We start from the raw sequence: 26,720 nt of genomic DNA, 5'->3' as shown, positions 1-26,720 counted from the left end.
TCTTTTAATGGAGCAACTACAGTAACGTAATTACTCCGATTTAATCTTTCAAAATTATTAAAATTTTACAGTTGCGCGTAACACAGCTTGACGAGAATCACCTTGAGAAACTGTTAGATTATTCACACTGGCTGTGTAATATGTAGTATCGAACATATTATTCAAATTCAATTTAAAATTAACATCTTGCTTCGCAATTTTAGTGTCATAACTAATAAAAGCATTGGCAATGGTATAATCTGGTAAGGTAAATCTATTCTCAGTATCGCCTGCACGTTTACCGACATAATTTCCAGCAAGACCCATTCGTAGTTGACCATTTAAGAAGTCACCATAATTATAAGCCAGTGATAAAGATGCGGTGTTTTTTGCAATATTGCCTAAACGATTGCCTACAAGGCTCGCCTTTTCATCTTGTTTAATTTCTGCATCTGTATAAGCATAGGTTAAAGTTGCATCAAGTTGATCGGTTAAACGCCCAGTAAGGTCAAACTCTACACCTTTTGAGCCAACCTCACCTGCTGTATGTAATTGAGTTTCACCATTCACCGTAATGGTATTCAATACATTTTGCTTTTTAATATTATATAAAGCGAAATTGGCCTGTATACGTTTATTTAACTCATATTTAGCACCTAGTTCATAAGACTTAGACTTTTCAGGAGCAAGATTAGAGTCAATCACTTCGCCGCTCATAGGAGCAATCGATGAAGATGGCTTAAGCGATTCGGTATAGCTACCATATAGTGATAGTTGATCATTCCACTTATAAACTAAACCTGCATGAGGTAACCATGCATGATCATCCGTATTGGTATTTAAGCTAAATGGACGTCCGCGTCCAGCCTGTTGTTGATATGCAAGATAACGTCCACCGAGTACAGCAATCCACTGATCATTTAAATGAATTGCATCCTGTAGATAAAAACCATAGGTATGGAGTTTATCCATTTGATCACTATCCGATGCCACAATATTTTTCGAAGGCTCGACTTGACCAAAAATTGGATTTAAATAATCCAATGTCGAAGTATTACCGCGCACCATATCAGGTCTAAAATATTTACGATATTCAATATCAGTTCCAAGTTGAATATCATTTTTTAAGCCAAAAAGATTCATTGACCCATTTAAATAAGCTTGTGCTGCACTATCTACACTTTCAGCATTTAAGGTGGCATCGGTACGACGGGTGACGGTATGTTTGATAGTATCCAGTTTGGTTATACGGAGTTGATTAGCATCATAGCTTTCATAGTTATAGCTATACCCTAAGTGCGCACTCCAATTGTCATTAATTTTATGGTCAACAGACAATTGTGCTAAATGATCTTCACCTTGCATTTGGTTGAAAGCTTCGTCTAAACGTGTATATTTTGATATAGGTAAGGCTTTACCAGTGTTTAAATCAAAAACTGTTGAACGATCAAATGGCACATTAAAATCACGATATTGATAACTTAAATTAACTTGAGTTTGTCCATTATCCCAAGCCAAAGATGGTGCAATTAAAGTTTGTTTTGAATTACCAAAATTACGCCAATAGTCTGCATCAGAATGGTCTACAATCAATCGATATGCAAAATTACTATTCTCTATAGCACCTGTAGTATCAAAACTTGCACCATAACCATTTTTACCTGCTTCATAGCTTGAACCATACAATGAAACTTCTGTACTTTGTTCTTTTAAAGGCTTTTTAGTAACCACATTTACAACACCACCAGGGTCCATAATACCGTAAAGTAAAGAAGCGGGACCTTTCAGTACTTCAACTTGATCAACGGCTGCATTCATTACGCGACCTTGAACAATTGGCATACCATTAACCATAATTGAACCGTCTCGGTTATCTCCGAAACCACGTTTCATAACGGTATCTTGTGTTCCACCCAAAGTATTTCCTTGAGTAATACCGCTCACTTGTGTCAGTGCATTATCTAAATTGGCAGGGTTATAATCCTGAATATATTGTTTTGAAACAATATTTACAGTTTGAGGTATTTCTAGATTTTTTGTATTACCTCTTAATGTACTGCCTGAAGATTGAGTCAAATAGTGTGATGCGACATCATCATTATGTGCAGTGACATGAATGGTTTCAAGTTGGTTAATACTTTGCGGTTGTTCTGCTGCATGAGCAATAATCGGAAGAATGAAGCTCGAACTAAATAATAATTTCATGCTAAGACTTAAAGTGTTTAATTTACGCACAGATATCTCAATACTTAAAAATGGAGAATTAAAGCGGATATTTTCCAAAAGCATTCTACCTCGCACAAAGGATAATGAGAATCGTTTTTATTGTATTTATTCTAACAACTCAAGCCTAATTTATTGTCTAAATTTATAAAAAATGCGGTTATTAATTAAAATAAGTTAACAACCTAACCTACGCACTACATTTTTTAATGTAGTCAAAATGTTAAACTAAGCCCATATCATTGATATTCATTCATAATGTATCGTTTTAAACGATGAGAGACTGTTTCTTTGTATAAATTTGCTTTCCTTCAAGAGATTCAAGACTGGTCAAATCAATACCCTTGGCTAGAAATGCTAAGTGCTTTAGGGATACTGCTATTCTTTGCATTGATGGCAAATCTAATTGCAAAAAAAATCATTGTAAAAGGTATCCGCAAACTTATTTCAAAATTGAAATTTGCCAATAATGAGATCTTTGCTCAACATAGTGTTATTCGACGTATTTCTAATATAGTGCCAGCTATTGTCATTTTAAATGGAATTAAAACAGTTCCATATCTGACAGAAAAAATTATTGTTTTGGTTCAAATGATGGCACAAGCCTTTATTTTTCTAACCATTGCACTGGCAATTAGTGAATTTTTAAATATCTTTAATTTAATCTATCAACGTAATCCAAAATCACATAACAAACCGATTAAGGGCTACATACAGCTGGTTAAACTAATTTTATATATCGTTTGTGGCTTAATGATTTTAGGTACTTTTTTAAATAAAGATATCTTTACACTCATGGCAGGCTTTGGTGCTATGGCTGCAGTATTGATGCTTGTTTTTCAAAATACGATTTTATCTTTAGTCGCTTCTGTACAAATTTCATCTTATGATATGGTGCGAATTGGTGATTGGATTGAAATGCCTTCACTAAATGCTGATGGCGATGTCATCGATATGTCATTACATACAATCACTGTGCAAAATTTTGATAAGACTTTAACCACTATTCCAACCAATCGATTAGTGACAGACACCTTTAAAAACTGGCGCGGTATGCAACAGTTAGGTGCACGTCGTATTAAACGATCCATTTTTATTGATCAAACAAGCATTCATTTTATGAGTGATGCCGAGCTAGAAAAGCTCAAAGCTTTTTTATTATTAAACCAATACTTAGATCATAAGCAAGCTGAACTGGCTGACTTTAATCAACAATTGGGAAATCAATCAGTATATAATTGCAGACGCCTAACCAATATTGGCACATTTAGAGCTTATGTCGAGTTGTATCTTAAACAACATACAGATATTTCTCAAAATTTATCGTTAATTGTACGGCAATTACAACCAACCAGTGAAGGCTTACCTCTAGAAATCTATGCTTTCACCACAACCACCGTTTGGAATAGTTATGAAAAAATTCAATCGGATATATTTGATCATTTAATCGCAATTATTCCTGAATTTGGATTAAGCATTTACCAAGCGCCTTCTGGTGCTGATCTTCGAGCACTTTCTAGAAATAGCTTATAACATCACACCATAAGAGAATTTTATGCTGCAATGGTTCGAAAAATTAGTTGACCCCTATCCATCTAAAGGTTTAAACGAGCCATTACCGCAAAAGTTTTTTCCTTTTGTCTGGCAAGCCGCTAATGGAGTAAAACGCTACTTATTTGTACTTATTTTACTGACTGCGGCCACTGCAAGTTTTGAAGCGATCTTCTTTTCTCAAATTGGACATTTAGTTGATTGGCTAACGCAGTCTAACCCAGAAAATTTTCTACAGAATCATAAATCAAATTTAATCGTGCTCAGTTTTTTCTTATTTGGCAATATTTTATTTGCCAGTATGCAATCTGTGGTGCGTCATCAAATATTGTATAGTAGTTTTCCAATGCGTTTGCGCTGGAGATTCCATAATTTACTATTATTACAAGGTTTAGATTTTTTCCATAATGATTTTGCAGGGCGACTTTCTGCAAAAGTGATGCAAACTTCACTTGCAGTTCGTGAGTTTTGGGTCATTTTGGGTGACATGCTCACGTATGTTATTATTTATTTTATTACCATTAGTATCGTATTTGGCTCAATTTCTCCTATTCTATTGTTACCATTATTCCTTTGGTTGATTCTATTTGTTAGTTCTGCGTGTTTCTTTATTCCAAAACTCGGCAAAATTTCTAAAGAACAAGCAGATGCACGTGCAGTAATGACTGGTCGTGTTACAGATGCATATACCAATATTCAAACAGTAAAACTTTTTGCCCATGCAGGCCGTGAAAGTCAATATGCAAAAGAATCCATGCAAACATTTATGCGTACTGTATTTAAGCAAATGCGTTTGGGTACACTTTATGAGGTAAGTACCAATATTCTTACTGCTGTTCTGTTTTTTGGTGTATTAGGTACTGCCGTTTGGCTATGGTTACAAGGTCAGGCTGCTATAGGAGTTATCGCTGCAACTACAGCCATGATTCTTAAACTGAATAGTATGGCAACATTTATGATGTGGCAAACCTCTGCCCTATTTGAAAATGTCGGAACTATTCAAGATGGCATGATGACACTGGGTAAACCGATTCACATTGAAGATAAAGAAAATGCCAAGCCATTAAATATTAGTGCTGGTGAAATTAAATTTGAAGATGTTACCTTTGCTTATAATGATAAAAATGTGATTGATCATTTTAATTTAACCATTAAGCCTGGTGAAAAAATTGGTATTGTTGGCCGTTCGGGTGCAGGAAAATCTACCCTTATTCAGTTGTTGCTACACTTTTACCCCATCAACCAAGGTCGTATTTCTATCGATGGTCAAAATATAGAAGATGTCACCCAAGATAGTTTACGCAAAAACATTGCTTTAGTGACACAAGATACCTCCTTATTGCATCGTTCTGTGGCAGAAAATATTAAATATGGACGACCTGATGCGACAGATGAACAAATGTATGATGCTGTGCGTAAAGCCAAAGCTGAAGAATTTATTCCAAGTTTAACGGACTTACGCGGTAAAAAAGGTTATGAGGCTTATGTTGGTGAACGTGGTGTCAAACTCTCTGGCGGTCAACGCCAACGGATTGCAATTGCTCGGGTATTTTTAAAAGATGCCCCAATTCTGATTTTAGATGAAGCAACTAGTGCTCTTGATTCGGAAGTCGAAGCTGCTATTCAATCCAGCCTAGATGATTTAATGGCGGGTAAAACAGTCATTGCCATTGCTCATCGCTTATCGACTATTGCACAAATGGATCGTTTAATTGTGCTAGATCAGGGCCGTATTGCAGAGCAAGGAACCCATGAGGAATTGATTGCACAGCATGGTATTTATGCACAACTTTGGCAGCGTCAAACTGGTGGGTTTTTAATAGAACAACAGCAAATAAAGGACAAGGAACAAGAGTAATATGTTGTATTTAGAAGATTTAAATATAGGGGATCATTTCCAAAGTCGTGAATATGAAATGACTTTAGAAGAGGTTTTAGAGTTTGCTCATAAATATGACCCTCAAGTCTTTCATACAGATGTTGAAAAAGCCAAGGAGCATCCTATTTTTCAGGGGCTTGCAGCGAGTGGATGGCATACCTCAGCTGTGACCATGCGTCTTTGGACAGAATGCTTTCCCATTGCTAAAGGTTTGATTGGTTCTGAATCGAGCCTACGTTGGCCAAAACCAACTCGTGTTGGCGATAAAATACATGTAGAAGTGGAAATTGTAGCTATTACGCCATCAAAAACTAAAATTGATCGTGCAATTGTGACGTATGTGACTCAAGCAAAGAATCAATATGCAGATGTATTACTTATTTCTACGACTAAAATTGTGGTATTTAAAAGAGAATTTGAATAAAGTCATTTTGACTGTCAGACAATTTATCGATGTCATGTCGTAACTTCATGACAATATGGAATTTAGCCAACACGAACAATATGTAAGAGCAATGGATCGCAAATGAAAACAATATCAACTCGTCCAGATCAGGGGATTCCTGGCGTTTATGGTCTTTTGTTACTAGATGTCGTTTCACGTTGGGGCTATAGTGCAGAAACCTTATTTGCACCATTTCACTTTACCAGCGAAGAACTTGCGGAACCAGATTTTCGTATATCGACACCAATGGCCAATGAATTGGTCAAACATGCTTTAAAAATGACAGGTGAAAGTACCCTAGGCTACCATCTTGGTACACAAATGCGTATTTCGATTCATGGCTTTATCGGCTATGCCATTATGACGGCTAGTGACATTACTGATGCATTAGTATTGGCGAATCGCTTTATTCAACTACGGATGCCTTTTTTACAACTTTACTTTTCAACTTTTGGCGAAAAAGCCACCTTGCAATTACAATGTGATATTGCTATTGAGCCATTACGCACAGAAATTGTCACCAGTTTGACCTTTGGTATTATGACCATGGCAAAAGCACTCACTGGAATTAGTGAACTAGAAGCCGATGTAGATTTTGATTTTCCACAGCCTGAAGGTTTTGATAAATATCTATCTAAAGCCTCCTCTTATCATTTTCGCTTCGACCAGCCGCATTTATTATCCAGTTTCGATAAAAAATATCTGGGGCTAAAAATGGTCAATGCAGATCCCATTTCTAGTCAAATTGCTATTAACCAGTGTGAATCTGAACTTTCTGCATTAGGCGAGCGTCGTCGTTTAGCCATGCGAGTTCGTGATATTTTAACGCACTCAGAACAGCATTATTTAAGTATCGAAAATGTAGCTGACCGTTTACACATGTCAGATCGCACGTTAAAACGTCAATTAGCAGCAGAAGGAACATCATTCTCAACCTTAGTGGATGAAGTTCGGTATCGGCATGCGACATCTTTATTGTCGCGTACAGATTACTCGCTTGAGCAAATTGCAGATGAGCTTGGATACTCAGATGTTGCAAATTTTAGCCGTGCATTTAAACGTTGGAGTGGTCGTAGCCCAAGTAGTTGGCGTAAAGACCCCTATTTATAAGGCTTTTGTTTTTATCGGAAAACCTGTATAACAATGGCAAAAAATAATTGAAACAATTTAAGGACTCACAATGAATCATCCTGCTGATTTAAAATATGCAACGACACATGAATGGGCAAAAATTGAAGGTGATTATGTCATCACTGGTATTTCAGATCATGCACAAGATGCTTTAGGCGACTTAGTTTATGTAGAAGCTCCTGAAGTTGGTACTCATTTAACTGCAGGACAACAAGCGGGTGTGGTTGAGTCTGTTAAAACGGCTTCTGATATTCATGCTCCCGTTTCAGGTGAAGTTATTGAAGTAAACACCGCACTCGAAGATGATCCTGACTTTGTAAATGATGACCCTTATGGTAAAGGCTGGATTTATAAAATTAAACCAGACAATATCGCAGATGTTGAGCAGCTTTTAAATCATACTGAATACGAAGCTGGTCTATAATTTTATTTGTTTAACAAAAATCAGCCATCTGGCTGATTTTTTATTGCTGACTCTCAAAATAGTAAAAGGCTGTGCTGCTTTTAATTTTAGTTTTTATACCTAGGTTGTAAATAAAAATAGCATCTCCAAAGACGCTATTTTAGGTACTGTTCTAAAGCTATAAACCTAGCTACGGTTAATCTTCAGCAGTTTCTGCCTCTTTATTTTCAGTCATACCAAATGATGCGCTACGTTGCTCCTCTCGCGGACGACTACTTTTTAATTTAATTTGCAAACGAATTTCATTCACAGAATCGGCATTACGCAATGCTTCTTCATAACTAATCGAACCCTCATTATATAAATCAAACAATGCCTGATCGAAAGTCTGCATTCCGAGTTCACGCGACTTAGTCATCACCTCTTTTAAGTCGTGGAAATGACCTTTTAAAATAATATCTGAAACCAATGGTGTATTGAGCATAATTTCTACCGCAGCTCGTCGGCCTTTACCATCTTCTGTTCGGATCAAACGCTGTGAAATAATCGCTTTCATATTGGATGATAAATCCATAAGTAACTGATTACGTCGCTCTTCTGGGAAAAAGTTAATGATTCGATCTAGAGTTTGGTTGGCATTATTGGAATGTAAAGTCCCTAAACATAAATGTCCAGTTTCTGCGAAAGCAATTGCATGTTCCATGGTTTCAGTATCACGGATTTCGCCAATTAAAATAACATCTGGAGCCTGACGTAAGGTATTTTTTAATGCATTATGCCAGGAATGACAATCTACTCCCACCTCACGATGGGTAATCATCGATTTCTTATGTTTATGTACATATTCAACTGGGTCTTCAACCGTAATAATATGCCCTGCTGAATGTTCATTGCGATAATCAATCATCGCAGCTAAAGACGTAGATTTACCTGAGCCAGTGCCCCCAACGACCAAAATTAAACCACGTTTTTCCATAATCACGTCTTTAAGTGATTCAGGTAATTTTAATTTTTCAAAATTAGGAATTTCTGCGGTAATGGTACGAATAACCATGCCCACTTGTAATTGTTGTTGAAAAATATTGACCCGAAAACGGGATACATTAGGAATCTGAATTGCAAAATTACATTCAAGTTCCGATGTAAATTCAGCACGTTGCTTTTCATTCATTAAGCTATACGCAAACAACTTGGTTTTTTCTGCGCTTAAAGCGTGTTGCCCAATTGGTTTCATTAGGCCTTGATGTTTAATACTGGGTGGAAAATCTGCTGAAATAAATAAATCTGACCCACCATATTCCACTACTTTTGTTAGCATATGGAACATAAACTTTTGGGCTTCATCTAATAATTCATCAGTATACATAAAGCATATTTCCCTTTAATTTAAATGTATTTTATACAAACACTGTATCTTAAATGTATGTTTTAACAGCTAGTTAGCACATAATTATTATCTATTTATATAATGCACAAATCTAAATTCAGGCTCAAATTTATAAATTCAACTAATTAAAAGAAATGTAAAAAAGTGCCTATTAAGTCTAATTATTCAAGCTGTATATTTAGTCAGTTGAATTAAATTCGACTAAATAAAGAATAAAGCTCCTTAACTGGAGCTTTATTCTATAAAAGGAAAACTATCATTTTTAATTGCAAATTAAGCACTTCGTTTTAAGGTACTCAATTGTAATGATTCAGCCACCTTAAGTAGTAATTGCTGAGTCTTTTCCCAACCTAAACAACCATCTGTTACAGATTTTCCATAAGTCATTTCAGTTGAAATTTTTTGTTGACCATCCACCAAATAACTTTCTAGCATTACCCCACGTACCTGGGTTAAATGACGTTCTGCAACAATCTGTTTTAAAACCTCGGATTGTAGTAATGGGTTTTTTGAGCTATTGCCATGACTACAGTCAACGACAATTGCAGGCATGTGTAGATCATGCTTTTCTTGAATTTTTTGGATTGATTTTAAGTCAAAATTTGGCCCAGAATTGGAGCCACGTAAAATTAGGTGTGCTAATCGATTACCTTGACTATGTAAAATACTTGGTAATCCTGTTTGACTCATACCTAAAAACTGATGTGGATGTGAAGCGGATTGAATGGCATCTAAAGCAATTTGAATAGACCCGTCTGTACCATTTTTAAACCCAATACTGTATGGCATATGACTGGCTATTTCACGATGAATCTGTGATTCACTGGTTCGAGCACCAATTGCTCCCCAAGCCAATACATCATCAAAATAAGCTGTTGCCATTGGACTTAAAATTTCACTCGCGATTGGTAAACCAAGTTCAATAATTTTTAGATATAACTCACGTGATTTTTCTAAACCCAATTGTAAATTTGATGACCCATCTAAATTTGGATCATATAAAAACCCCTTCCAACCCACTGTTGTCCGTGGTTTTTCGATATAAGCACGCATCACAAAGAAAATTTGATCTGAAACCTGTTGTTGTAATTTTAGTAATTTTCCAGCGTATTCAAGTGCAGACTGAGGATCATGAATTGAACACGGCCCTGTCACGACCAATAAGCGTGAATCTTGACCTGATAAAATATTTTGAATGGTTTGTCTATGTTCTGCAATTTGGTGTGCCAAAATTTGGCTGAGCGGATATTGAGCTTTTAATTGTTGTGGCAAGCTAAGTTCAGTTACTTTTACAATATTTTCTGTCAGTGCATGGTTTAAAGCATTCATGGGTCTTTCCTTTGGACTGATATATTCAGTCCGATCTTTTATTTGAGCTTATGGGATCTATTCGATTGTAAGATTTGAATCATGAACTGACCAAAGTAAAACCAATAAAAGTTGCTAAAATATGAAAAATTTGAGTTATACATCATGATCTCCAAAAAAGTTAAAAATAAAGCATAAAAAAACCTGAGCGGTGTTGCCGATCAGGTATAAACTTTGATGGGCAACTTATATTTTGCCCAAACGCATTTAGGCAACTATCTAAAGAATTGCCAAAAATAATATCCGTTACTAATCAAAGGTTGTTTTAACATCTTTATTTCAATATATAATAAATTCGTCTAAAATCTACAATACGCGTAGTTATTGGCTTTGACAAGCAATTTTATCTAAATTATTTTAATAGCTCATATAACTAAAAAGAATAAATTTTAACAAATAGGGTTGACTAAAAATCACTCAAAATTTATTATGATCACCTCCGCATTCTATTACTTGAGTATCTGCCAATGAAGTAAGTCCTTTTTTTCATCATTCCATTTATTTGTTTTTGATGTGCAAAATAGACTTATTCAAAAGATACCATGCAGCTCAGATTCCTTATTCGTTTTTACTCTTTACTGAAACTGATCATGATTCTATTTTGCACTGCTTTTTAGGAGTTCATTATGACTCAACTAGCATGTGTAATTTCCAAACTCGATTTAGAGATTGGTCATTCCCGTATTTTTCACCAACTTCACTTTCAACTTTTTTATGGACAATGTTCAGGGTTAATTGGAAGAAATGGTCAGGGGAAATCCTTATTATTAAAAATTTTACGAAAAAATTCTGTAGATGATGCTGAGTTTTATCAGGGATGTCATCAAAGTGGTGAAATTCATTGGCAAACCTCGCATGCCTATTTACCTCAGTTAAATCGCTTAACAGGACTAACCATTGCTGATGCTTTGGGTGTTACAAAACTAGCAAATAGTTTTCATCGTATTGAACAAGGTTATGCAGAATTAGAGGATTATGAGCGTGTGGAAAATTATTGGCATCTTCCACAACAGTGGAATCAATTATTAGTTGATGCAAATTTACCCATAGATTTACACTTTCTTAGCCAAAATCTAAGTGAGGGACAAAAAACTAAATTGGCCTTATGTCGCTTATTTCAACTGAAAGATCATTATTTATTATTAGATGAACCTAGTAATCATTTGGATATTGAAAGTCGTGATTGGTTTATTCGCCAAATTCAAAAGCACCCAGCAGGTTGTTTAATCGTTAGCCATGATCGTGAATTATTAAATCAAATGCAGCATATTTATGCTTTAAATGACCATGGAATACAGCATTTTTCAGGGAATTATACACTTTATGCAAATCAAAAATTGCTACAAACAGAAGCTTTACAACATACTGTAAATCAAGAGAATCGTGAGTTAAAGCAATTAAAATATCAACAACAGCAAACCTTAATGAAGGCACAGAAAAGGCAACAGACAGGTCAGCAACTTCGGAAGAGTCAATCACAAGCTAAAGTTCTTTTAGATTACAATAAAGAGCAATCGGAACAATCGCGCTCTAGCTTAACGAGGCAATTAGATAAACAGCTGGATCAGGCAAAAAATAGTTTAAATGAGAAACAAAAGTTATTGGAGATTACTAAGCCACAACGACTTTCTCTTAGCTATCAGCATCAGAAAAAATCAGGTGAATTACTGAGATTAACGCAAACCAAGTGGCCTTATTTACATTGTCCGCCAATTCATTTTTCAATGAACTATGGAGACAAACTACATCTTACTGGTCGAAATGGGATTGGAAAATCAACTTTACTCAAGGCTATTCAGCTTAAATCCACACCTGTTTCAGGTGAGATTTATGTACATGCTCAAAGTTTCTATTTAGATCAAAATTTTAGTTTTTTAAATACTGAATTAAATGCAGTAGATAATTTGAAGAATCTTAGCCCACATTTAACTGAATTAGAATGTAGAACTGCTTTAGGCCAATTGAGATTGCGGCTAGAAAAGTCGATACAACCGTTAAAGCAATTGAGTGGTGGTGAGTGTTTAAAAGTAGCTTTATTGGCCATTTCCCTGCTAAGTCAGCAGATTTCTTTATTATTACTTGATGAACCAGAGAATCATTTAGATATTGAATCACGTGCATTACTGGCAGAAGCAATTAAAAATTATCAAGGTGCAGTTATCCTTATTTCTCATGATGCTCAGTTTGTACAAGATTGCGGTACCGAGCAGTCTTATCATTTAGAAAGTAGTCAATTTTAATGAACTAATTTAACTGATAAAGCATAGATGAATCTATGCTTTATCAGTTAAATGATTTGAAAATTACTTCAGCGTATTTATCTAGTATTAAATCATGTTAAAAATCTAGAAATAATCATATTTACTTCGTCTGTTTTTTCAGCATGTAACCAATGTCCAGCATTTTCAACTGTTTCAATTTGAGCTTGTGTAAATTGCCTTTCAATCGCTTGAAGATGTATATCTTGACTCATATAAGGTGAATTACCACCCCGAATAAATAATGTTGGTTGATGCCAAATAGAAACTTCTTGCCAACCGATAATATCTTGATAATGCTGATATAAAGCATCTACATTGAAAAGCCACTGCCCTTTGCTAAATGATTTTAATAAAAATTGAATCACCATCTCTTCATTTAATAAACTACGCATAATGTCAGTGGCTTCTTTCCGTGATTCAACCTGCGCATTTTGTACCGCAAAAAGTGCTTTAAAAACTTGATCGTGGTGATTTTCTTGATATGCAAATGGTGCCATATCTAAAAGAACCAATTGATTTAAATGCTCAGCAGCAGTCTCTGTCAGTTTCATTGCAATTTTTGCACCCATCGAATGGCCAATCACATTGAAGTTCTTTATATCTAAATATTCTAGTGTTTCTAAAATATCTTCTGCCATAGAGACATAGTCCATCTCAGCTGAATGTGCTGAATGCCCATGATTTCTAACATCAATTTGTAAAACATTGGATCGTTGTATTAATGGCCGAGCAATCATGCCTAAATTACTTAAGCTTCCGAATAAACCATGAATTAATACCACTGGAATATTCGTATTGAACTCTGTAGCTTTATGATATTCATAGTTAAGTAACATCGTGAATCATCCAAATGTAGGCATCAATAGAATGGTTTAATATTCTCTTAAATGAAAATTAAATCAATATGCTTTACATTCAAATCACTCAATATAGACAAGAATTTATTATAGATTCCTGTCTATATTTTCATACTAAAGAACTTTAATTAACTTTGCCTTCCGTTAATTGCTGATTAAGCAACGTCTGTGCTTTAACTTGCAATTGCTCAGTTTTTTCTGATTTCCCTGCAACCGTTTTTGCTTGATCATTAAAATAACTGTAATGAGCCTTTTCATCTTTCTCCGCAAACTTTAAAGCAACAACTTTATTTTGATCAAATGCTTTTTGCCATGAATTACGGACTGCACTCCAATAGGCTGCATTATTCTTCCAATAGTCATATGCAGGTTTAAAGTTGTATCCTTCAATTTTGTTATATTGATTGATTCCAAACTCTCTAGCTAAAGCAGTTTGAGTACGGGTATCAAACTTAATATTGTCTTGTTCATGTACCCAACCTGTTGCAGTTAAAGCATGGCGATTGGTACCAATAATCACATCATAATCATCGCGGGTCGTGTGTTCACGTCGTGGTAATGGACGATATGTTTCATTGGAAGTCCATGAAATAGCACCATTTTCTTTACCCCAATTACCAATACCCGCATAACGTGGTGAATCGTCAATTTGCCATACCGTTTGTAGCCACTTCCCTTTTATATCTTTAGGACTTAAAGCAATACTTTCCCATTTATAGTCACCAATATAGCTCCACATCTTTGTTGGCTCAAATTCCCAGTCCTGACGCCAATGTTTCACCACATGACCATCACCTACCAGAATATGCTGTAGTGAAACTTTATTCGGAGTATTTTCAATTACAATGACTGTTTCATGGCCACTCGGTTGCTCATCTTTCTTAATTTTGTAATCAGATTTAAGTGAATATAGTTCCTCAAATCGAAACGCAACTTTATACTCGCCTGCCATTTTTAAGATGGCTTGTCGCGCTTGTTCTTGCGTTAAATGTTCATGTAAAGATTGCTGTTGTAATGCCTCAGCTAAATTTACAGTTTTTTGTTCGGCATTCACTGCGGTTACCCCTAAAGCCAACATCGTTACTAAAATAAAAGAAAGTTTAAGTTTCATATTTACATTCCAAGATTGTAATAAAGCATTAATTCATTCCATTCAGATAGCCAATTTGTTCACAATTTGTTTTATCTTGAAATAAATCGCAGAAGTATTGTAAATGATTATGATAATGATTACTATTTGCGTAAGATAAATATTTCTATTTGTGAACTCCTGTTGTGAATATAAAACCTCCTCTCGATACAGCACTATTTTTTTCAAAGCCTAACGTATTATTTCTCGCTCTTATTACGAGTGGACTATTTACAACAACACATACATGGGCAAACAATAATGAAATTAGAACCTTAGATACAATTGTTGTTACAGCGACACGCTCAGAAAAAAAATTAACAGACAGCCCTATTCGCACCGAAGTGGTCAGTGAAACAGAGCTTAAAAGAACTAACGCGACGACACTTAAAGATGCTTTAGAAAATATCCCTGGTATTTTACTTCGTGAAATTCATGGAAAATCAGGATATGAGATTTCACTACAAGGTCTCAGTAGTGATCAAGTTTTGATTCTCATTGATGGGCTTCCTCTTGCAGCAAGTACCGGATCAACAGTTGACTTAGATCAATATTTGATTGCAAGCGTTGATCATATTGAAGTCATTAAAGGTGCTGCATCTGCTCAATATGGTTCTTCTGCAATGGGTGGCGTCATTAATATTATTACTAAAAAAGTTGCGGATGGTGTTTCAGTCTCTGGTCAAATAGATGTGGGTAGTTATGGAAAGCAGAATGCCAATGGAAAAGCTATTTCAATTAACAATCATCATGAAAAAATAAAAATAGAAGGGTCTCAAGGTAATTTTAAAGGTCGTATTACTGCTGACCAATTTAAAAGTGATGGTTTTGCTGTACACCCAGAGCAATATCCCCTACAAGGCGATGAACAAAACCGTCAACAATATTCAATTTATGGTGTATGGCAACCATCGGATCAATTTTCTATTTGGGCAGATTTTAATGATTATCGGGAGAAAGACCATCAACGTAGTCTAAATTTCGTTCCACCATTTTATTTAAAGCAATACAAAATTGAAGATATTGAACGACAACGCTTTAGTGCAGGTACAAAATTTAATTTATTTAATAATGTCTTATTTGACTTAAAAGGTGTGCATGAAACCTATGACACAACTTCTACTCAAACTTTAGACGGCTATTTATCTGCCTTACGGAATTCAAATCAGGAAAATAATCACTTTAGTTCTCAAGTTTCATTACCAACTTGGTATAAACAAAACTGGCAACTAGGCTATGACTGGCATGAAGAAAAATTAGAGCAAAGTAATAATGGCAAATTTGAGATGCAAGGTGGTGCTGTATCTCGTGATCGCCATGAATTTTATCTTCAAAATGAAGTGAACCTGACTGATCAATTAGATACCATTTTTGGTTGGCGTTTTCAAAATGATGAAGATTTTGGAAATCACAATGCTTTTAAACTGAGTAGTAAATATCGATTCTATGAGCAAAAAGATTTTTTAGCCGATTTAAGATTCAGTTATGGGCAAGGTTATCGTGTTCCAAATTTAAAAGAACGTTTCTATTCTTTTGATCATAGCCATTTAGGTTATATCGTTATTGGAAACCCAAATTTAAAACCAGAATCATCTGATAGTTATCAACTGGGCTTAAGTCTAGTCAAAAATGACATTTGGAATGCTGATGTTAACTTATTCTGGAATAATATTAATGACTTGATTCAAACCGATTATGACAATTCTGTCGTCATTAATGGAATTACCCAATACTCATATAGCAATGTTGCTGAAGCTAATACTAAAGGTATCGAAACCACAGCTCAGTGGCATATTACACCTTATTTAGCATTATCAGGTGCTTATACTTATACCGAAGCCAAAGATAAAATCACAGATAAATGGCTAACACGTCGACCTAAACATATCGCACGCCTCGGTGCAGATTATTCATTCAATGACCAACTTGATTTAACGCTACGTGCTCGTTACCAAAGTGATGAATTTGGTGATAGTGCCAATCTGCATAAATCTCCTGAGTGGTTCAGTGTTGACTCACAAATTGACTATCAGATTAATCCATATATCAGCGCTTTTATTGGCATTGATAATATTTTTAATGAACAACGTGACTTTAATGCATCGGTAGATTATCGCCCAATTGAAGGGCGTTACACCTATACCGGGCTTCGTTTTAACTGGAATAAAAAACCTAAATAACCTTATAAGGAATTGAATATGACTTCTTCAAACGCTAACTTAGCAAAATTATTTGCATTATCTTCACTGGGTATACTTTTAGCTGCATGCGGAGGTGGTAGCAGTGATAATAATTCTACTGGAGGTGGCGGGACGACTCAGCCTCCTGTCGTAAATACTGATCTTTTTAGCGTAAAGGCCAAAGAATGGAAAATTCAGCCTGCTGTAAATACTTCATATTGTTATGATATTGATACACAAGCTCAAATTTCTTGTGACGGTTCAGATTGGGATCTCAAGTTTGCGATGGGAACGCGTACCCCTATACTCTTTACCAATAGTGGTGTGAGTGGTTCTGGTACTGGTGGTGCATTGTACTCACCTTTTGATGCTACTTGGGAAAATCTATCCAAAGAAAAAGATGCGACTCAAGCCGGAAGCTTGCCCGCATCAGCTTGGTTGATAGATGCATATAGTAATGCATTTATGGATACGAAAAATGGGATTACCAGCTTCTTCGAATATGATTTATTTGGTGATCATCGCATGTCTCCAAATTTCAAAACATATCTAGTGACAACTGATAGTTCTTCTAAAAGTGCTATTGGAACTGTAGACAAACCTGTTTTTGCAGTACAAATTTATAATTATTACCAAGGTGCTACATCAGGATATATTTCAATACGTTATATCAATACTTCATATCCAAATGATATAAAAACGATGACTATTGATGCAACACAAGGTTGGAGCTATGTCGATTTAGCAACAGGACAGTTTAGCAATAAAAAGGAAGGTGTTTGGCAATTCGCATTAAATCGTTATAACGTACAGCTCAATACAAATATTGGCGCAGCAATTGCTTCACAACCTGCGGGGTTCTATACGACTGACGGCAAAGTGATTACTGAGAAATTTAAAGATGCAAATGCTTATATTAATACTGAAGCTGATTTAAAAGCAGCTATATCGACCGTTGTGACTAAATGGGGTGCCAACACGATCACCTCTGTTTTGAATCCTGTTTATCAAGGGGCGTATCCGAATAAACTATCTTATGGTTGGTACAATTACTACCCTACGATTGCAGCTGCTCAAACTGATGGTTTACAAGCAGCACATATGTTAAAAGCAAATTCAACTGCTGCAACAATGCTGCGTGGAAATAAAGGAAATAGCTATGCGCGCATGCATTTAAAAGAAATTAGCTATGCTGATCCAAGTAATGCTTCAAGTGCAACAACTTGGTCATTTGAATTTGATGTTCAACCTGCAAAATAAATAAAAATTTAATAAAAATGGAGATTAAAAATCTCCATTTTTATTTTCAAACATATGCATTAATACTTAAAATAATATTTTTAGCTGTATATTGCCCAAAGTTAAATAAATAATAAAAAATAAACGCGGATCAACTGTTGAGTCATCTATTCAATTCCCTATATGATCTAATTCAAATATCTTCGTTTAATTTAGGACTTTGAGCCATGTTTCAGCATGTAGATTCTTATGCAGGTGATCCAATTCTGTCGTTGATGGAAGAATTTGGTAAGGATGAACGGACACAGAAAGTCAATTTAAGTATTGGCTTATATTACAATGAAGATAATATTGTTCCACAATTAGAAGCTGTTAAAACCGCGTATAAAAACATTGAACCCAGCAATCAAAAGGTAAAACTTTATTTACCTATGGATGGCTTAAAGTCTTATAACCTTGTAACTCAAACATTGCTTTTAGGAAAAAATAGTCAAGCAGCTAAAGATGGTCGTGCTGTTACTATTCAAACACTCGGGGGATCAGGTGCGTTAAAAGTTGGAGCTGACTTTCTTAAAAAATATTTTCCAGAATCTGAAATCTGGGTGAGTCAACCGACTTGGGAAAACCATATTGCGATCTTTAATGGTGCAGGTATTGCTTCGCATTTCTATACTTATTTTGATGCCAATACCAATGGTGTCAATATTGCAGCAATGCTTGAAGATTTAAATAAAATTCCAGCAAAAGGAATCGTATTACTTCACCCTTGTTGCCATAATCCAACGGGTGCAGATCTAACTCCGGATGAATGGGATCAAGTAATTGCAATACTTAAAGCCCGTGACTTAATTCCCTTCTTAGATATTGCATACCAAGGTTTTGGCCAAGGTATAGAAGAAGATGCATATGCGATTCGTGCTTTAGATCAATCTGGTATGAACTTCATAGTCAGTAATTCATTCTCTAAAATTTTCTCATTATATGGTGAGCGTGTCGGTGGTTTAACATTTGTTTGTGATGATGCTGTAACTGCACAAACAGTACTGGGTCAACTCAAAGCAACTGTACGCCGTATTTATTCTAGCCCGCCAACAACTGGAGCTTTACTGGTTAATAATGTACTGACTGATACTGGCTTAACAGCACGATGGGAAGCTGAACTCCAGCAAATGCGTGAACGTATTATTCAAATGCGCGAAATACTCAAAGCTAAATTAAGCCATGCCTTACCTGAACGTGACTTCAGTTATTTAACAACACAGCAAGGTATGTTCAGTTACACTGGTTTAACTGCAAAACAAGTCGACATTTTAAAAGATAAATACGGTATTTATTTACTACGCAGTGGCCGTATGTGCGCGGCTGGTCTTAATCTGAATAATATTGATTATGTTGCAACATCTATTGTTGATGTTATTCAAGCGACTAGTTAAAACCTAAATATGCATAAAAAAACGGGCAAAATGCCCGTTTTTTAGCATCAAAAATTAAAAATTAATCACAGTACGAATAGATTTACCTTCATGCATTAACTCAAATGCTTCATTAATTTTATCTAAGCCCATGGTATGAGTGACAAAAGGGGCCAGTTGGATATCGCCTTTCATCGCATCTTCCACCATACCTGGTAATTGTGTACGACCTTTAACACCACCAAATGCAGTTCCTTTCCACGTACGTCCAGTCACAAGTTGAAATGGACGCGTTGAAATTTCTTGTCCTGCACCAGCAACACCAATAATTACCGATTGTCCCCAACCGCGATGAGCAGATTCAAGTGCTGAGCGCATGACATTGGTATTGCCAATACATTCAAATGAATGATCAACGCCCCAACCCGTCATTTCTACAATCACGTTTTGAATCGGCTGATCATAATCTTTAGGATTTAAAAAATCAGTCGCCCCAAATTCTTTGGCCAATTCAAATTTATCAGGATTGGTATCAATCACAATAATACGTCCTGCTTTGGCTTTATGTGCACCTTGCACCACTGCTAGGCCTATTCCACCTAAACCAAATACGGCAACGGAATCGCCTTCTTGAACTTTTGCAGTATTCGATACAGCACCTAAACCAGTCGTTACACCACAACCCAGTAAGCAGACATGTTCATGATTGGCTTCGGGATTAATTTTAGCTAAGGAAACTTCCGCAACCACTGTATATTCACTGAATGTTGAACAGCCCATATAATGGTAAATTGGTTCGCCATTGTATGAGAAACGAGTCGTTCCATCCGGCATAACGCCTTTACCTTGAGTGGCACGTACAGCAACACAGAGATTAGTTTTATCCGATTTACAAAATAAACATTCTCCACATTCAGCGGTATACAATGGAATGACGTGATCACCTATCTGAACTGAAGTCACGCCCTCACCGACTTGTACCACAACTCCAGCCCCTTCATGCCCCAGAACAGCTGGAAAAATGCCTTCGGGATCATCACCTGATAATGTGAAAGCATCGGTATGGCATACACCTGTATGGCTGATTTTGACTAAAACTTCACCTTTTTGCGGTGGTGCAACATCAATTTCAACAATTTTTAAAGGCTGACCAGGTCCGAAAGCCACAGCGGCACGTGATTTCATTTCACATTTATCCTTGAATTAATTTGTTAATTTAACAGTTAAGCTACAGTAACCTTTTTCACTTTACAGATTCAAGCTGTAACTAATGTTATGATTTATCTAAGATAGAATTTTGTACAACTTAATGAAACATCGAGCCACGACGCTATTCATTTTTTCTGTTTTTATGTTAACAGGATGCAGTCTGCCTATGAATCAATCAAAACAACAAGATCCCACTATTGCACACTTAGGTGGTTGGGTCAGTGAACCCGATACTGAGTTAAAATTAAAACAAGGATTAACAGCTTATTTAGCCATGAGTGAAGCTTTTCAAAGCATTGCTGCCCGTGTACATCTTATTCGCAAAGCTAAATACAATTTAGATTTACAATATTATATCTGGGCAGATGATTTCATCGGTCAGTTAATGTTGTATGAGCTATTAAAAGCTGCCGATCGTGGTGTAAAAGTTCGAATATTAATTGATGATCAAAACGGGAATAAACTCGATAATCAACTCAAAGCTTTAAGCACACATCCTAATATACAGATTAAACTTTATAATCCGTATATGTTTCGAAAAATTCGAGTTTTTGACTATATATTTCGTACGAAATTGATCAATCATCGAATGCATAATAAATTAATTATTGCTGATGGTGCGATTGCAGTTACAGGTGGTCGTAATATTAGTAGTGAATATTTTGATGCGAGTCAGTCATTTCAATTTACAGATATGGATATTTTGTTTTTTGGTACAGCAGTCCATCGGGCAAATGATGTTTTTTCAGAGTTTTGGAATTTTCCCTTAAGTTACCCTGTTCAGCAATTAATTGGTCAAGGAAAACCTAAAAAATTAAAAAAATTACGTGCTGACTATCAGAAGCTTGAACGTAATGACAATCCAGCGGATGAAAAAGTCAATGCAGAACAAAAAGAACTTGCGCTTGAATTGACTCAAAATAAATTGAATTGGGCACATGCTGAATTTTTAGCAGATTCCCCTCAAAAAACATTGGGGCAAGCTAAAAAGAGTGAGTTAATTTCCTATCAAATAGGAAAATATATGGGTGAACCTACCCAAGAGATGGATTTAATAGCAGCTTATTTTGTGCCGACAAAAAATGGGACTCATTATCTAAGTCAATTTTCAAAACGTAATGTTAAAGTTAGAGTTTTGACCAATTCTTTTGTTGCTAATGATGTCGCATTGGTACATGCCTTTTATCAAAAGTATCGTGTTGACCTACTTAAAAATGGCGTTCAACTTTATGAGTTTAAACCTTATATTGAACGAAAACGTCGTACTTGGTATGAAGTAATGACAGGCAATGTGATACCGAAAAAGGGAAAAAATAAATCTAGCCTGCATGCCAAATTTATTGATATCGATGATAAAGTATTTATTGGTTCATTTAATTTAGACCCTCGTTCATTTAATTTAAATACGGAAGTTGGTTTGGTGGTTACATCTGATCAACTACAGGAACAAATTTCAGATTTACTTGATCAAACCTTACTTCGAGTTGCTTATGAATTAAAGCTTAATGATCAAAATGAAATTATTTGGTTAGATCATCAACAAAATGGAAAAATAATTGAATATAAAGTCGACCCAGAAACGACACATTTTCAACGATTTATTATGTACAGTGTTTCTTATCTGCCAATTGAATGGATGATGTAATGACATTGTCCACCTAGTTTCAATACTAATGAATGAAATACATTAATAAGTTTTAACCAATTTAAAGTAAGTTTATTTCTAAAAACCGAGCTTACAAAAAAATTTTCGATACACATCTGCTTTCTTATCTAACGCTAAAGGATATGCTCTAGATGAAGAAGGCATTCGATACAATGTCATTTCACGTTTAGCAAAGTAAGTTTTAGACGACTCACCAATCACTGGTTTAAGCGTTCCCTCAGGCATTGATAGCATTAAGGTATCTGTCGCTTTGTCTCCTGTGGTCATAATGCTATGGCATAAAGGAATTTGAGCTAAAAGTTTCGATAAGTTAGTGGCTGTCTCAATCTGTAAAAATTTATCTGCAGCATTATCTTTTAAACGAATGACTTGATATGCCGTATCAAAAATAGCAATGCCTTTTTCAGTCAGAAACTTACGGATTAACTCTTCTTTGAATTTTTTATTGCTTAGATCTAAAAAGTGATCTTTATCTTTAAAAAAAATTAATCCAAAAATTCGCCACATATCATTTTGATAATTAGGATAATAAAAATCCATTTTCCAACGCTCTTTTGGCGGTGGAAAACTACCAAGCATTAATAATTGAGCATTTTTAGGAAGAAATGGTGGCAGTGGATGAGTCTCAATTTTTAATTCAATATTCGTCATAATAGGTTATTCATTCATCAATATTTTATCTAAAAAATTTTGGCGAATTTTCTCAGCCACCTCTTGTCCCCAAAGTTGATAAATTTCCTGACTCGGGTGGAAACCATCTTCTGCCATGTCTAAATTCAAAGAATTAAATTTAGCTAAATCAAACTGAATTAATTGATACATTGCTTTTTTCTGAATGAATTTTGCTAAGGCATTATTCATTTGTTGTGAATACTGTCCAAATAACCATGACAGCGGATTAGGTAGCGCTGGAAATAAATTCATGGGTGGTACACCCGTAGCTAAAACCAATTTTGGTGAAAAGCATTGTTCAATTTCAGCATAAAATAAATGCTGTTGTTTGATCCATCGTTTTGGATCAGTAAGTTTGGTGACATCATTTACACCAACAGAGGTAATCACCACATCAAAATGCTCATGTGAAATACTCTGAATGTTCTGAATAACTTGTATGGTGGTATCACCAGTTTTAGCTTGTAACTGATAGCTGATTTTAAACTGATGCTTTAATTCTGATAAAATTGAACCTAGTAACGCTTGCTCTTGAAATTGAACACCTACACCTGCAGCAGCAGAATCTCCAAGTATAAGAATAGATAAAGTATGACCTTGACCAATTACACCACAGCGCTCGCCTTTAGGTTCAGGCAAACGAGGAGTATTTTTCTTGACCAGGTAGCCTTGAACAATGAGCGCAGGAATTAAAGCAATAGTCGAAAGTTTTAAAAACATATTTAACCTAATCTGTAATTTTATTTCATCATTGTTGTTATGAAATATGAAAAACCAAATATCCCCAAGAAATTAATCAATCTCCAGTAATTTCTGTCTTGATAATATAGGTACATCATTTGTGTTCCCATTAAAATTAAAATAGCATAAGAAACAGAATAGCTTGTTGTAATATCGAGGTTACATTGCAAGGTACTGCATAAATTATTCAAAGTGAAATATAAATATCTTGCTGATAAAACTAAAACTATACTGATCATTAAACCAAGTACAGCAAAAAGATATTTCATTTAGATTATCCGTATCATTCAATTTATATTGATAATTATACATTTTTAACAGTATATAAAGATAAAGACTCTTTTGAGTCTTTATGAGAATTGAGCTATTTAAATATAAGCCAATTATCCTAATTTATTCACTAGTTTTAATGGTAATACTTTCATGATTAATCCGATCGGTAACCACGGCCACTGTGGTATATAGGCTTTCACGGGTTGCTTTTCGATTGCTTGAACCAATAACCTTGAGCCAGTTTCTACATCCACTTCGAAGGGTAATTTTTTTGCACCTTGATTAATTTCAGTACGAATATAGCCAGGGAAAATCGTAGATACCTTAATAGCAGTATCTATTAATTCAGCCCGAATTCCTTCAGCTAATGTTGCAACGCCTGCTTTACTTGCAGCATAAGCCGTTAAATGTTTTGGCATTCCACGAATTGCACTCATTGAAGAAATCATGACCAAATGTCCGAACTTTTGTTCACGAAAAATTTCAACAGCGGCTTCAGATTGTGCTAATGCGGAAATAAAATTGGTTTCAACAGTGGCTTTATTAATGGCAAAATGACCTTTCCCAATACGACGACCATCGCCCACACCTGCATTTACAATAATACGATCAATCGTGCCAAATTCTTGTTTAAATTCTCGGAATACTTGAAAAACTTGTTCATAATTGGTTACATCTAGAATTTTGGTGCTAACCTTAACACCATATTTACTTTCAAGGTCTTGCTTTAGGAGATCTAAACGTTCTAAACGACGTGCGCAGATTGCAAGATTGTAACCTTTTTGTGCAAATTCACGTGCCATTCCTGCACCAATACCTGAACTGGCACCTGTAATTAAAATCGTTCTTGCCATACTTTCTTCCTTATTTTCTTAATTTATATCCACGTTAGCAAGTCTGGATTTTCAACTTTTATAAAATGATGTTCATTTAAGCTCAAGAGTTGTGGTTCATTCGCGACCAAACGTAAGGTGGTTAAACTGGTATTGGTAATTGCCCAACTTAACGCAAAAGTTTTATTAGAGTTTAGCTCTAAAATTTTACCTGCTGCAACAGAAATAACACCACCTGAAGTAAACACAACGGCATAACGAGGTTTTGTTTTTGCCAACTCATCACATAAATTTTGTAGTGCAGTTTCTACACGACTTTTAAAATGTGGCCATGTTTCATCATATTCATGATGATATTCACCACCAGTCCAACGCTCAATTGCTTCTGCAAAAATTTTTTCTAAAAAAATACGAGGATCTACGGCTTCTTCAACATCTTGTTTAAGCAAGTGTGGCTCATTAAAACGCGGTTCATATTGTGCAAAAACTTGCTGATGATTAAACTCGTTCCAATTGGAATCTGTATATATTTGTGCCTCGGGAAAACATTCAGCTAAAGCAAAATTAGCTGTTTGTTGGTGGCGTTGCATAGAACCTGAGATAACCACAGGTGCTTCATGCAAAATTTCTTTAAAATAGCGGCCTAGAATTTTTGCCTGTAATTCACCATTGGCTGAAAGTTTATCGTAACTTTCTGCACCAAAAGAGGCTTGCCCATGGCGAACCAAGTAGATCGTAGTCATTTTGGTAAAATTTCCTTAAATTTATCTATATATTTTTGTGCAATTTGATTGGCTTCTATTTTTTGTAAACCAATTAATTTCAATGCGCGAATATGCAAAGCGTGAATAATAATCCAGAAATCCTTAAACGCAGGATTATTAGTTTGCTTGTGGTAATAACGATAGTAAATTTGTTGAGCGATAACGGCTAAACGGAAAATTCCAAATACTTCATAAAACGTCCAGTTTTCAGTCTGTAAACCCGTTTTTTCTAAGTAATAATCGACTACTTCTTTGCGCGTAAACATGCCTTTTAAATGGGTCGGTTGACGACGTGTTGATTTAAAAATCATATTGTCAGTATCTTCAACCCAGTAGGCCAAAGCCGAACCAAGATCCATAAGTGGATCACCAATAGTTGCCATCTCCCAATCTAATACACCAATGACTCTTGTAGGCTGCTGTGGATCTAAAATCACATTATCAAAACGCCAGTCATTGTGAATAATACAACTGGTTGAATCTGCTGGAATGTTTTCACATAGCCATTTACGCACGAATTTAAAACTTGGTACATTAATGGTATGTGCTTTTTCATAACGCGTATCCCAACCTTCCACTTGTCGACGGCAATAACCCTCTCCTTTTCCAAGTTTTTCTAGCTCTGTTCCTTGATAAGGGACTTGATGTAATTCAATTAATTTATCTAAAACATTGATGCATAGTTGGTGTACATCAGCTTCATCAAATTGTAATTCAGGTGGCAATTTTGCCCGAGGAATAATCCCTTTAATGCGTTTCATTACATAGAAATCACAGCCAATGACTGCTTCATCCTGACACAGTGCAATCATTTCAGGCACTACGGGATAAAAAGGGGCAAGATTTTTTTGTACCTGATATTCACGTACCATATCATGTGCAGATTTGGCTTTAGTCCCTTTCGGTGGTCGACGCAGAATTAAATCGGCATTGTCATATTTCAGTCGATACGTCCAATTCGATGCACCACCTGAATATTGGGTGACTTCAACTAAACCTTGTAGTTCAATACCTTGAGTTTTCAACCAAGTTTCTACTGCTTCTACATTTAGTTCTTCGCCTTCTCGAACACTGCCACCAACATCAATCACCGACATTTTTCCTTCCTGTATAATTAC

General features: G+C 35.5%; 21 protein-coding genes. 10 read left to right on the top strand and 11 right to left on the bottom strand.

Annotated features, from left to right (window positions below; translation table 11 throughout):
* Positions 1–57 precede the first annotated feature (57 nt).
* Positions 58–2,184 carry a TonB-dependent siderophore receptor gene (locus B9T27_RS13125; RefSeq protein WP_086207353.1) on the bottom strand — a complete coding sequence of 709 codons (2,127 nt, stop codon included), beginning with the start codon at positions 2,182–2,184 and terminating at the stop codon, positions 58–60.
* A gap of 309 nt (positions 2,185–2,493) precedes the next feature.
* Between B9T27_RS13125 and B9T27_RS13120 the strand changes: the two genes are divergently transcribed.
* From B9T27_RS13120 to gcvH, 5 genes are all read left to right on the top strand, one after another.
* Entirely contained in the window at positions 2,494–3,735 is a 1,242-nt protein-coding gene (locus tag B9T27_RS13120) for a mechanosensitive ion channel family protein (protein ID WP_171263406.1), read from the top strand.
* A 22-nt stretch (positions 3,736–3,757) separates the two neighbouring features.
* A complete protein-coding gene (locus B9T27_RS13115) occupies positions 3,758–5,611 on the top strand; it encodes an ABC transporter ATP-binding protein (protein WP_086207263.1) in 1,854 nt (617 codons plus the stop codon).
* A 1-nt stretch (position 5,612) separates the two neighbouring features.
* Entirely contained in the window at positions 5,613–6,056 is a 444-nt protein-coding gene (locus B9T27_RS13110) for a MaoC family dehydratase (RefSeq protein WP_086207262.1), read from the top strand.
* A 102-nt stretch (positions 6,057–6,158) separates the two neighbouring features.
* On the top strand, positions 6,159–7,187 hold the full coding sequence (locus B9T27_RS13105; protein ID WP_086207261.1) for a helix-turn-helix transcriptional regulator: 1,029 nt from the start codon (positions 6,159–6,161) through the stop codon (positions 7,185–7,187).
* A gap of 70 nt (positions 7,188–7,257) precedes the next feature.
* Positions 7,258–7,632, top strand: coding sequence for a glycine cleavage system protein GcvH (gene gcvH / locus B9T27_RS13100; protein ID WP_086207260.1), 375 nt, complete (start codon positions 7,258–7,260; stop codon positions 7,630–7,632).
* Positions 7,633–7,807: 175 nt separating this feature from the next.
* Here the strand turns inward: gcvH and B9T27_RS13095 are convergent, their stop codons facing one another.
* Complete coding sequence (locus B9T27_RS13095; RefSeq protein WP_086207259.1) at positions 7,808–8,977, bottom strand: PilT/PilU family type 4a pilus ATPase; 1,170 nt, start codon at positions 8,975–8,977, stop codon at positions 7,808–7,810.
* Positions 8,978–9,271: 294 nt separating this feature from the next.
* Positions 9,272–10,327 carry a 3-deoxy-7-phosphoheptulonate synthase gene (locus B9T27_RS13090; RefSeq protein WP_086207258.1) on the bottom strand — a complete coding sequence of 352 codons (1,056 nt, stop codon included), beginning with the start codon at positions 10,325–10,327 and terminating at the stop codon, positions 9,272–9,274.
* Positions 10,328–10,992: 665 nt separating this feature from the next.
* On the opposite strand from B9T27_RS13090, the gene B9T27_RS13085 reads away from it, so the two are divergent.
* Entirely contained in the window at positions 10,993–12,606 is a 1,614-nt protein-coding gene (locus B9T27_RS13085; protein ID WP_086207257.1) for an ATP-binding cassette domain-containing protein, read from the top strand.
* Positions 12,607–12,698: 92 nt separating this feature from the next.
* Here B9T27_RS13085 and B9T27_RS13080 read toward each other — a convergent pair whose 3' ends face one another.
* Together B9T27_RS13080 and B9T27_RS13075 are read right to left on the bottom strand one after the other, a co-directional pair.
* Positions 12,699–13,463, bottom strand: coding sequence for an alpha/beta fold hydrolase (locus B9T27_RS13080; RefSeq protein WP_086207256.1), 765 nt, complete (start codon positions 13,461–13,463; stop codon positions 12,699–12,701).
* 145 nt (positions 13,464–13,608) lie between these two features.
* The gene (locus B9T27_RS13075) at positions 13,609–14,595 is read right to left on the bottom strand and encodes a DUF6607 family protein (RefSeq protein WP_086207255.1); all 987 of its coding nucleotides are present in this window, start codon (positions 14,593–14,595) and stop codon (positions 13,609–13,611) included.
* A gap of 233 nt (positions 14,596–14,828) precedes the next feature.
* On the opposite strand from B9T27_RS13075, the gene B9T27_RS13070 reads away from it, so the two are divergent.
* The 3 genes from B9T27_RS13070 (at position 14,829) to B9T27_RS13060 (ending at position 19,465) form a co-directional block, all read left to right on the top strand.
* Positions 14,829–16,793: a TonB-dependent receptor plug domain-containing protein gene (locus B9T27_RS13070; protein WP_086207351.1), complete on the top strand. Its 1,965-nt coding sequence runs from the start codon at positions 14,829–14,831 to the stop codon at positions 16,791–16,793.
* A gap of 18 nt (positions 16,794–16,811) precedes the next feature.
* The gene (locus B9T27_RS13065; RefSeq protein WP_086207254.1) at positions 16,812–18,053 is read left to right on the top strand and encodes an HmuY family protein; all 1,242 of its coding nucleotides are present in this window, start codon (positions 16,812–16,814) and stop codon (positions 18,051–18,053) included.
* Positions 18,054–18,259: 206 nt separating this feature from the next.
* Positions 18,260–19,465, top strand: coding sequence for an aromatic amino acid transaminase (locus tag B9T27_RS13060; protein WP_086207253.1), 1,206 nt, complete (start codon positions 18,260–18,262; stop codon positions 19,463–19,465).
* A gap of 54 nt (positions 19,466–19,519) precedes the next feature.
* On the opposite strand, the gene B9T27_RS13055 is transcribed toward B9T27_RS13060, so the two are convergent.
* A complete protein-coding gene (locus tag B9T27_RS13055) occupies positions 19,520–20,629 on the bottom strand; it encodes an S-(hydroxymethyl)glutathione dehydrogenase/class III alcohol dehydrogenase (RefSeq protein WP_086207252.1) in 1,110 nt (369 codons plus the stop codon).
* Positions 20,630–20,819: 190 nt separating this feature from the next.
* On the opposite strand from B9T27_RS13055, the gene B9T27_RS13050 reads away from it, so the two are divergent.
* A complete protein-coding gene (locus tag B9T27_RS13050; RefSeq protein ID WP_086207251.1) occupies positions 20,820–22,298 on the top strand; it encodes a phospholipase D family protein in 1,479 nt (492 codons plus the stop codon).
* A gap of 78 nt (positions 22,299–22,376) precedes the next feature.
* Here B9T27_RS13050 and B9T27_RS13045 read toward each other — a convergent pair whose 3' ends face one another.
* The 5 genes from B9T27_RS13045 to B9T27_RS13025 all read right to left on the bottom strand — a co-directional run bounded on the left by B9T27_RS13045 (position 22,377) and on the right by B9T27_RS13025 (position 26,699).
* Positions 22,377–22,970: a uracil-DNA glycosylase family protein gene (locus B9T27_RS13045; protein WP_086207250.1), complete on the bottom strand. Its 594-nt coding sequence runs from the start codon at positions 22,968–22,970 to the stop codon at positions 22,377–22,379.
* A gap of 6 nt (positions 22,971–22,976) precedes the next feature.
* The gene (locus tag B9T27_RS13040; protein ID WP_086207249.1) at positions 22,977–23,711 is read right to left on the bottom strand and encodes an SGNH/GDSL hydrolase family protein; all 735 of its coding nucleotides are present in this window, start codon (positions 23,709–23,711) and stop codon (positions 22,977–22,979) included.
* 404 nt (positions 23,712–24,115) lie between these two features.
* Entirely contained in the window at positions 24,116–24,859 is a 744-nt protein-coding gene (locus B9T27_RS13035) for an SDR family oxidoreductase (RefSeq protein ID WP_086207248.1), read from the bottom strand.
* 23 nt (positions 24,860–24,882) lie between these two features.
* Positions 24,883–25,581 carry a histidine phosphatase family protein gene (locus tag B9T27_RS13030; RefSeq protein WP_086207247.1) on the bottom strand — a complete coding sequence of 233 codons (699 nt, stop codon included), beginning with the start codon at positions 25,579–25,581 and terminating at the stop codon, positions 24,883–24,885.
* On the bottom strand, positions 25,578–26,699 hold the full coding sequence (locus tag B9T27_RS13025; protein ID WP_086207246.1) for a phosphotransferase family protein: 1,122 nt from the start codon (positions 26,697–26,699) through the stop codon (positions 25,578–25,580). Before B9T27_RS13025 ends, B9T27_RS13030 begins: the two co-directional genes overlap by 4 nt.
* Positions 26,700–26,720 lie beyond the last annotated feature (21 nt).

The sequence above is a fragment of the Acinetobacter sp. ANC 4648 genome (assembly GCF_002135345.1).
Lineage (GTDB): Bacteria > Pseudomonadota > Gammaproteobacteria > Pseudomonadales > Moraxellaceae > Acinetobacter.
The sequence above is the reverse complement of the archived record's forward strand: the minus strand, read 5'-3'. Positions and strand labels throughout refer to the sequence as shown.

What these genes read in the sequence shown, in the direction of transcription:
- B9T27_RS13115 (WP_086207263.1), top strand. Translation starts at nt 3,758, where the DNA reads ATGCTGCAATGGTTCGAAAAATTAGTTGACCCCTATCCATCTAAAGGT.
- B9T27_RS13085 (WP_086207257.1), top strand. Translation starts at nt 10,993, where the DNA reads ATGACTCAACTAGCATGTGTAATTTCCAAACTCGATTTAGAGATTGGT.
- B9T27_RS13075 (WP_086207255.1), bottom strand. Translation starts at nt 14,595, where the DNA reads ATGAAACTTAAACTTTCTTTTATTTTAGTAACGATGTTGGCTTTAGGG.
- B9T27_RS13095 (WP_086207259.1), bottom strand. Translation starts at nt 8,977, where the DNA reads ATGTATACTGATGAATTATTAGATGAAGCCCAAAAGTTTATGTTCCAT.
- B9T27_RS13060 (WP_086207253.1), top strand. Translation starts at nt 18,260, where the DNA reads ATGTTTCAGCATGTAGATTCTTATGCAGGTGATCCAATTCTGTCGTTG.
- B9T27_RS13105 (WP_086207261.1), top strand. Translation starts at nt 6,159, where the DNA reads ATGAAAACAATATCAACTCGTCCAGATCAGGGGATTCCTGGCGTTTAT.
- B9T27_RS13055 (WP_086207252.1), bottom strand. Translation starts at nt 20,629, where the DNA reads ATGAAATCACGTGCCGCTGTGGCTTTCGGACCTGGTCAGCCTTTAAAA.
- B9T27_RS13045 (WP_086207250.1), bottom strand. Translation starts at nt 22,970, where the DNA reads ATGACGAATATTGAATTAAAAATTGAGACTCATCCACTGCCACCATTT.
- B9T27_RS13025 (WP_086207246.1), bottom strand. Translation starts at nt 26,699, where the DNA reads ATGTCGGTGATTGATGTTGGTGGCAGTGTTCGAGAAGGCGAAGAACTA.
- B9T27_RS13090 (WP_086207258.1), bottom strand. Translation starts at nt 10,327, where the DNA reads ATGAATGCTTTAAACCATGCACTGACAGAAAATATTGTAAAAGTAACT.
- B9T27_RS13065 (WP_086207254.1), top strand. Translation starts at nt 16,812, where the DNA reads ATGACTTCTTCAAACGCTAACTTAGCAAAATTATTTGCATTATCTTCA.
- B9T27_RS13035 (WP_086207248.1), bottom strand. Translation starts at nt 24,859, where the DNA reads ATGGCAAGAACGATTTTAATTACAGGTGCCAGTTCAGGTATTGGTGCA.
- B9T27_RS13125 (WP_086207353.1), bottom strand. Translation starts at nt 2,184, where the DNA reads ATGAAATTATTATTTAGTTCGAGCTTCATTCTTCCGATTATTGCTCAT.
- B9T27_RS13030 (WP_086207247.1), bottom strand. Translation starts at nt 25,581, where the DNA reads ATGACTACGATCTACTTGGTTCGCCATGGGCAAGCCTCTTTTGGTGCA.
- gcvH (WP_086207260.1), top strand. Translation starts at nt 7,258, where the DNA reads ATGAATCATCCTGCTGATTTAAAATATGCAACGACACATGAATGGGCA.
- B9T27_RS13080 (WP_086207256.1), bottom strand. Translation starts at nt 13,463, where the DNA reads ATGTTACTTAACTATGAATATCATAAAGCTACAGAGTTCAATACGAAT.
- B9T27_RS13040 (WP_086207249.1), bottom strand. Translation starts at nt 23,711, where the DNA reads ATGTTTTTAAAACTTTCGACTATTGCTTTAATTCCTGCGCTCATTGTT.
- B9T27_RS13110 (WP_086207262.1), top strand. Translation starts at nt 5,613, where the DNA reads ATGTTGTATTTAGAAGATTTAAATATAGGGGATCATTTCCAAAGTCGT.
- B9T27_RS13050 (WP_086207251.1), top strand. Translation starts at nt 20,820, where the DNA reads ATGAATCAATCAAAACAACAAGATCCCACTATTGCACACTTAGGTGGT.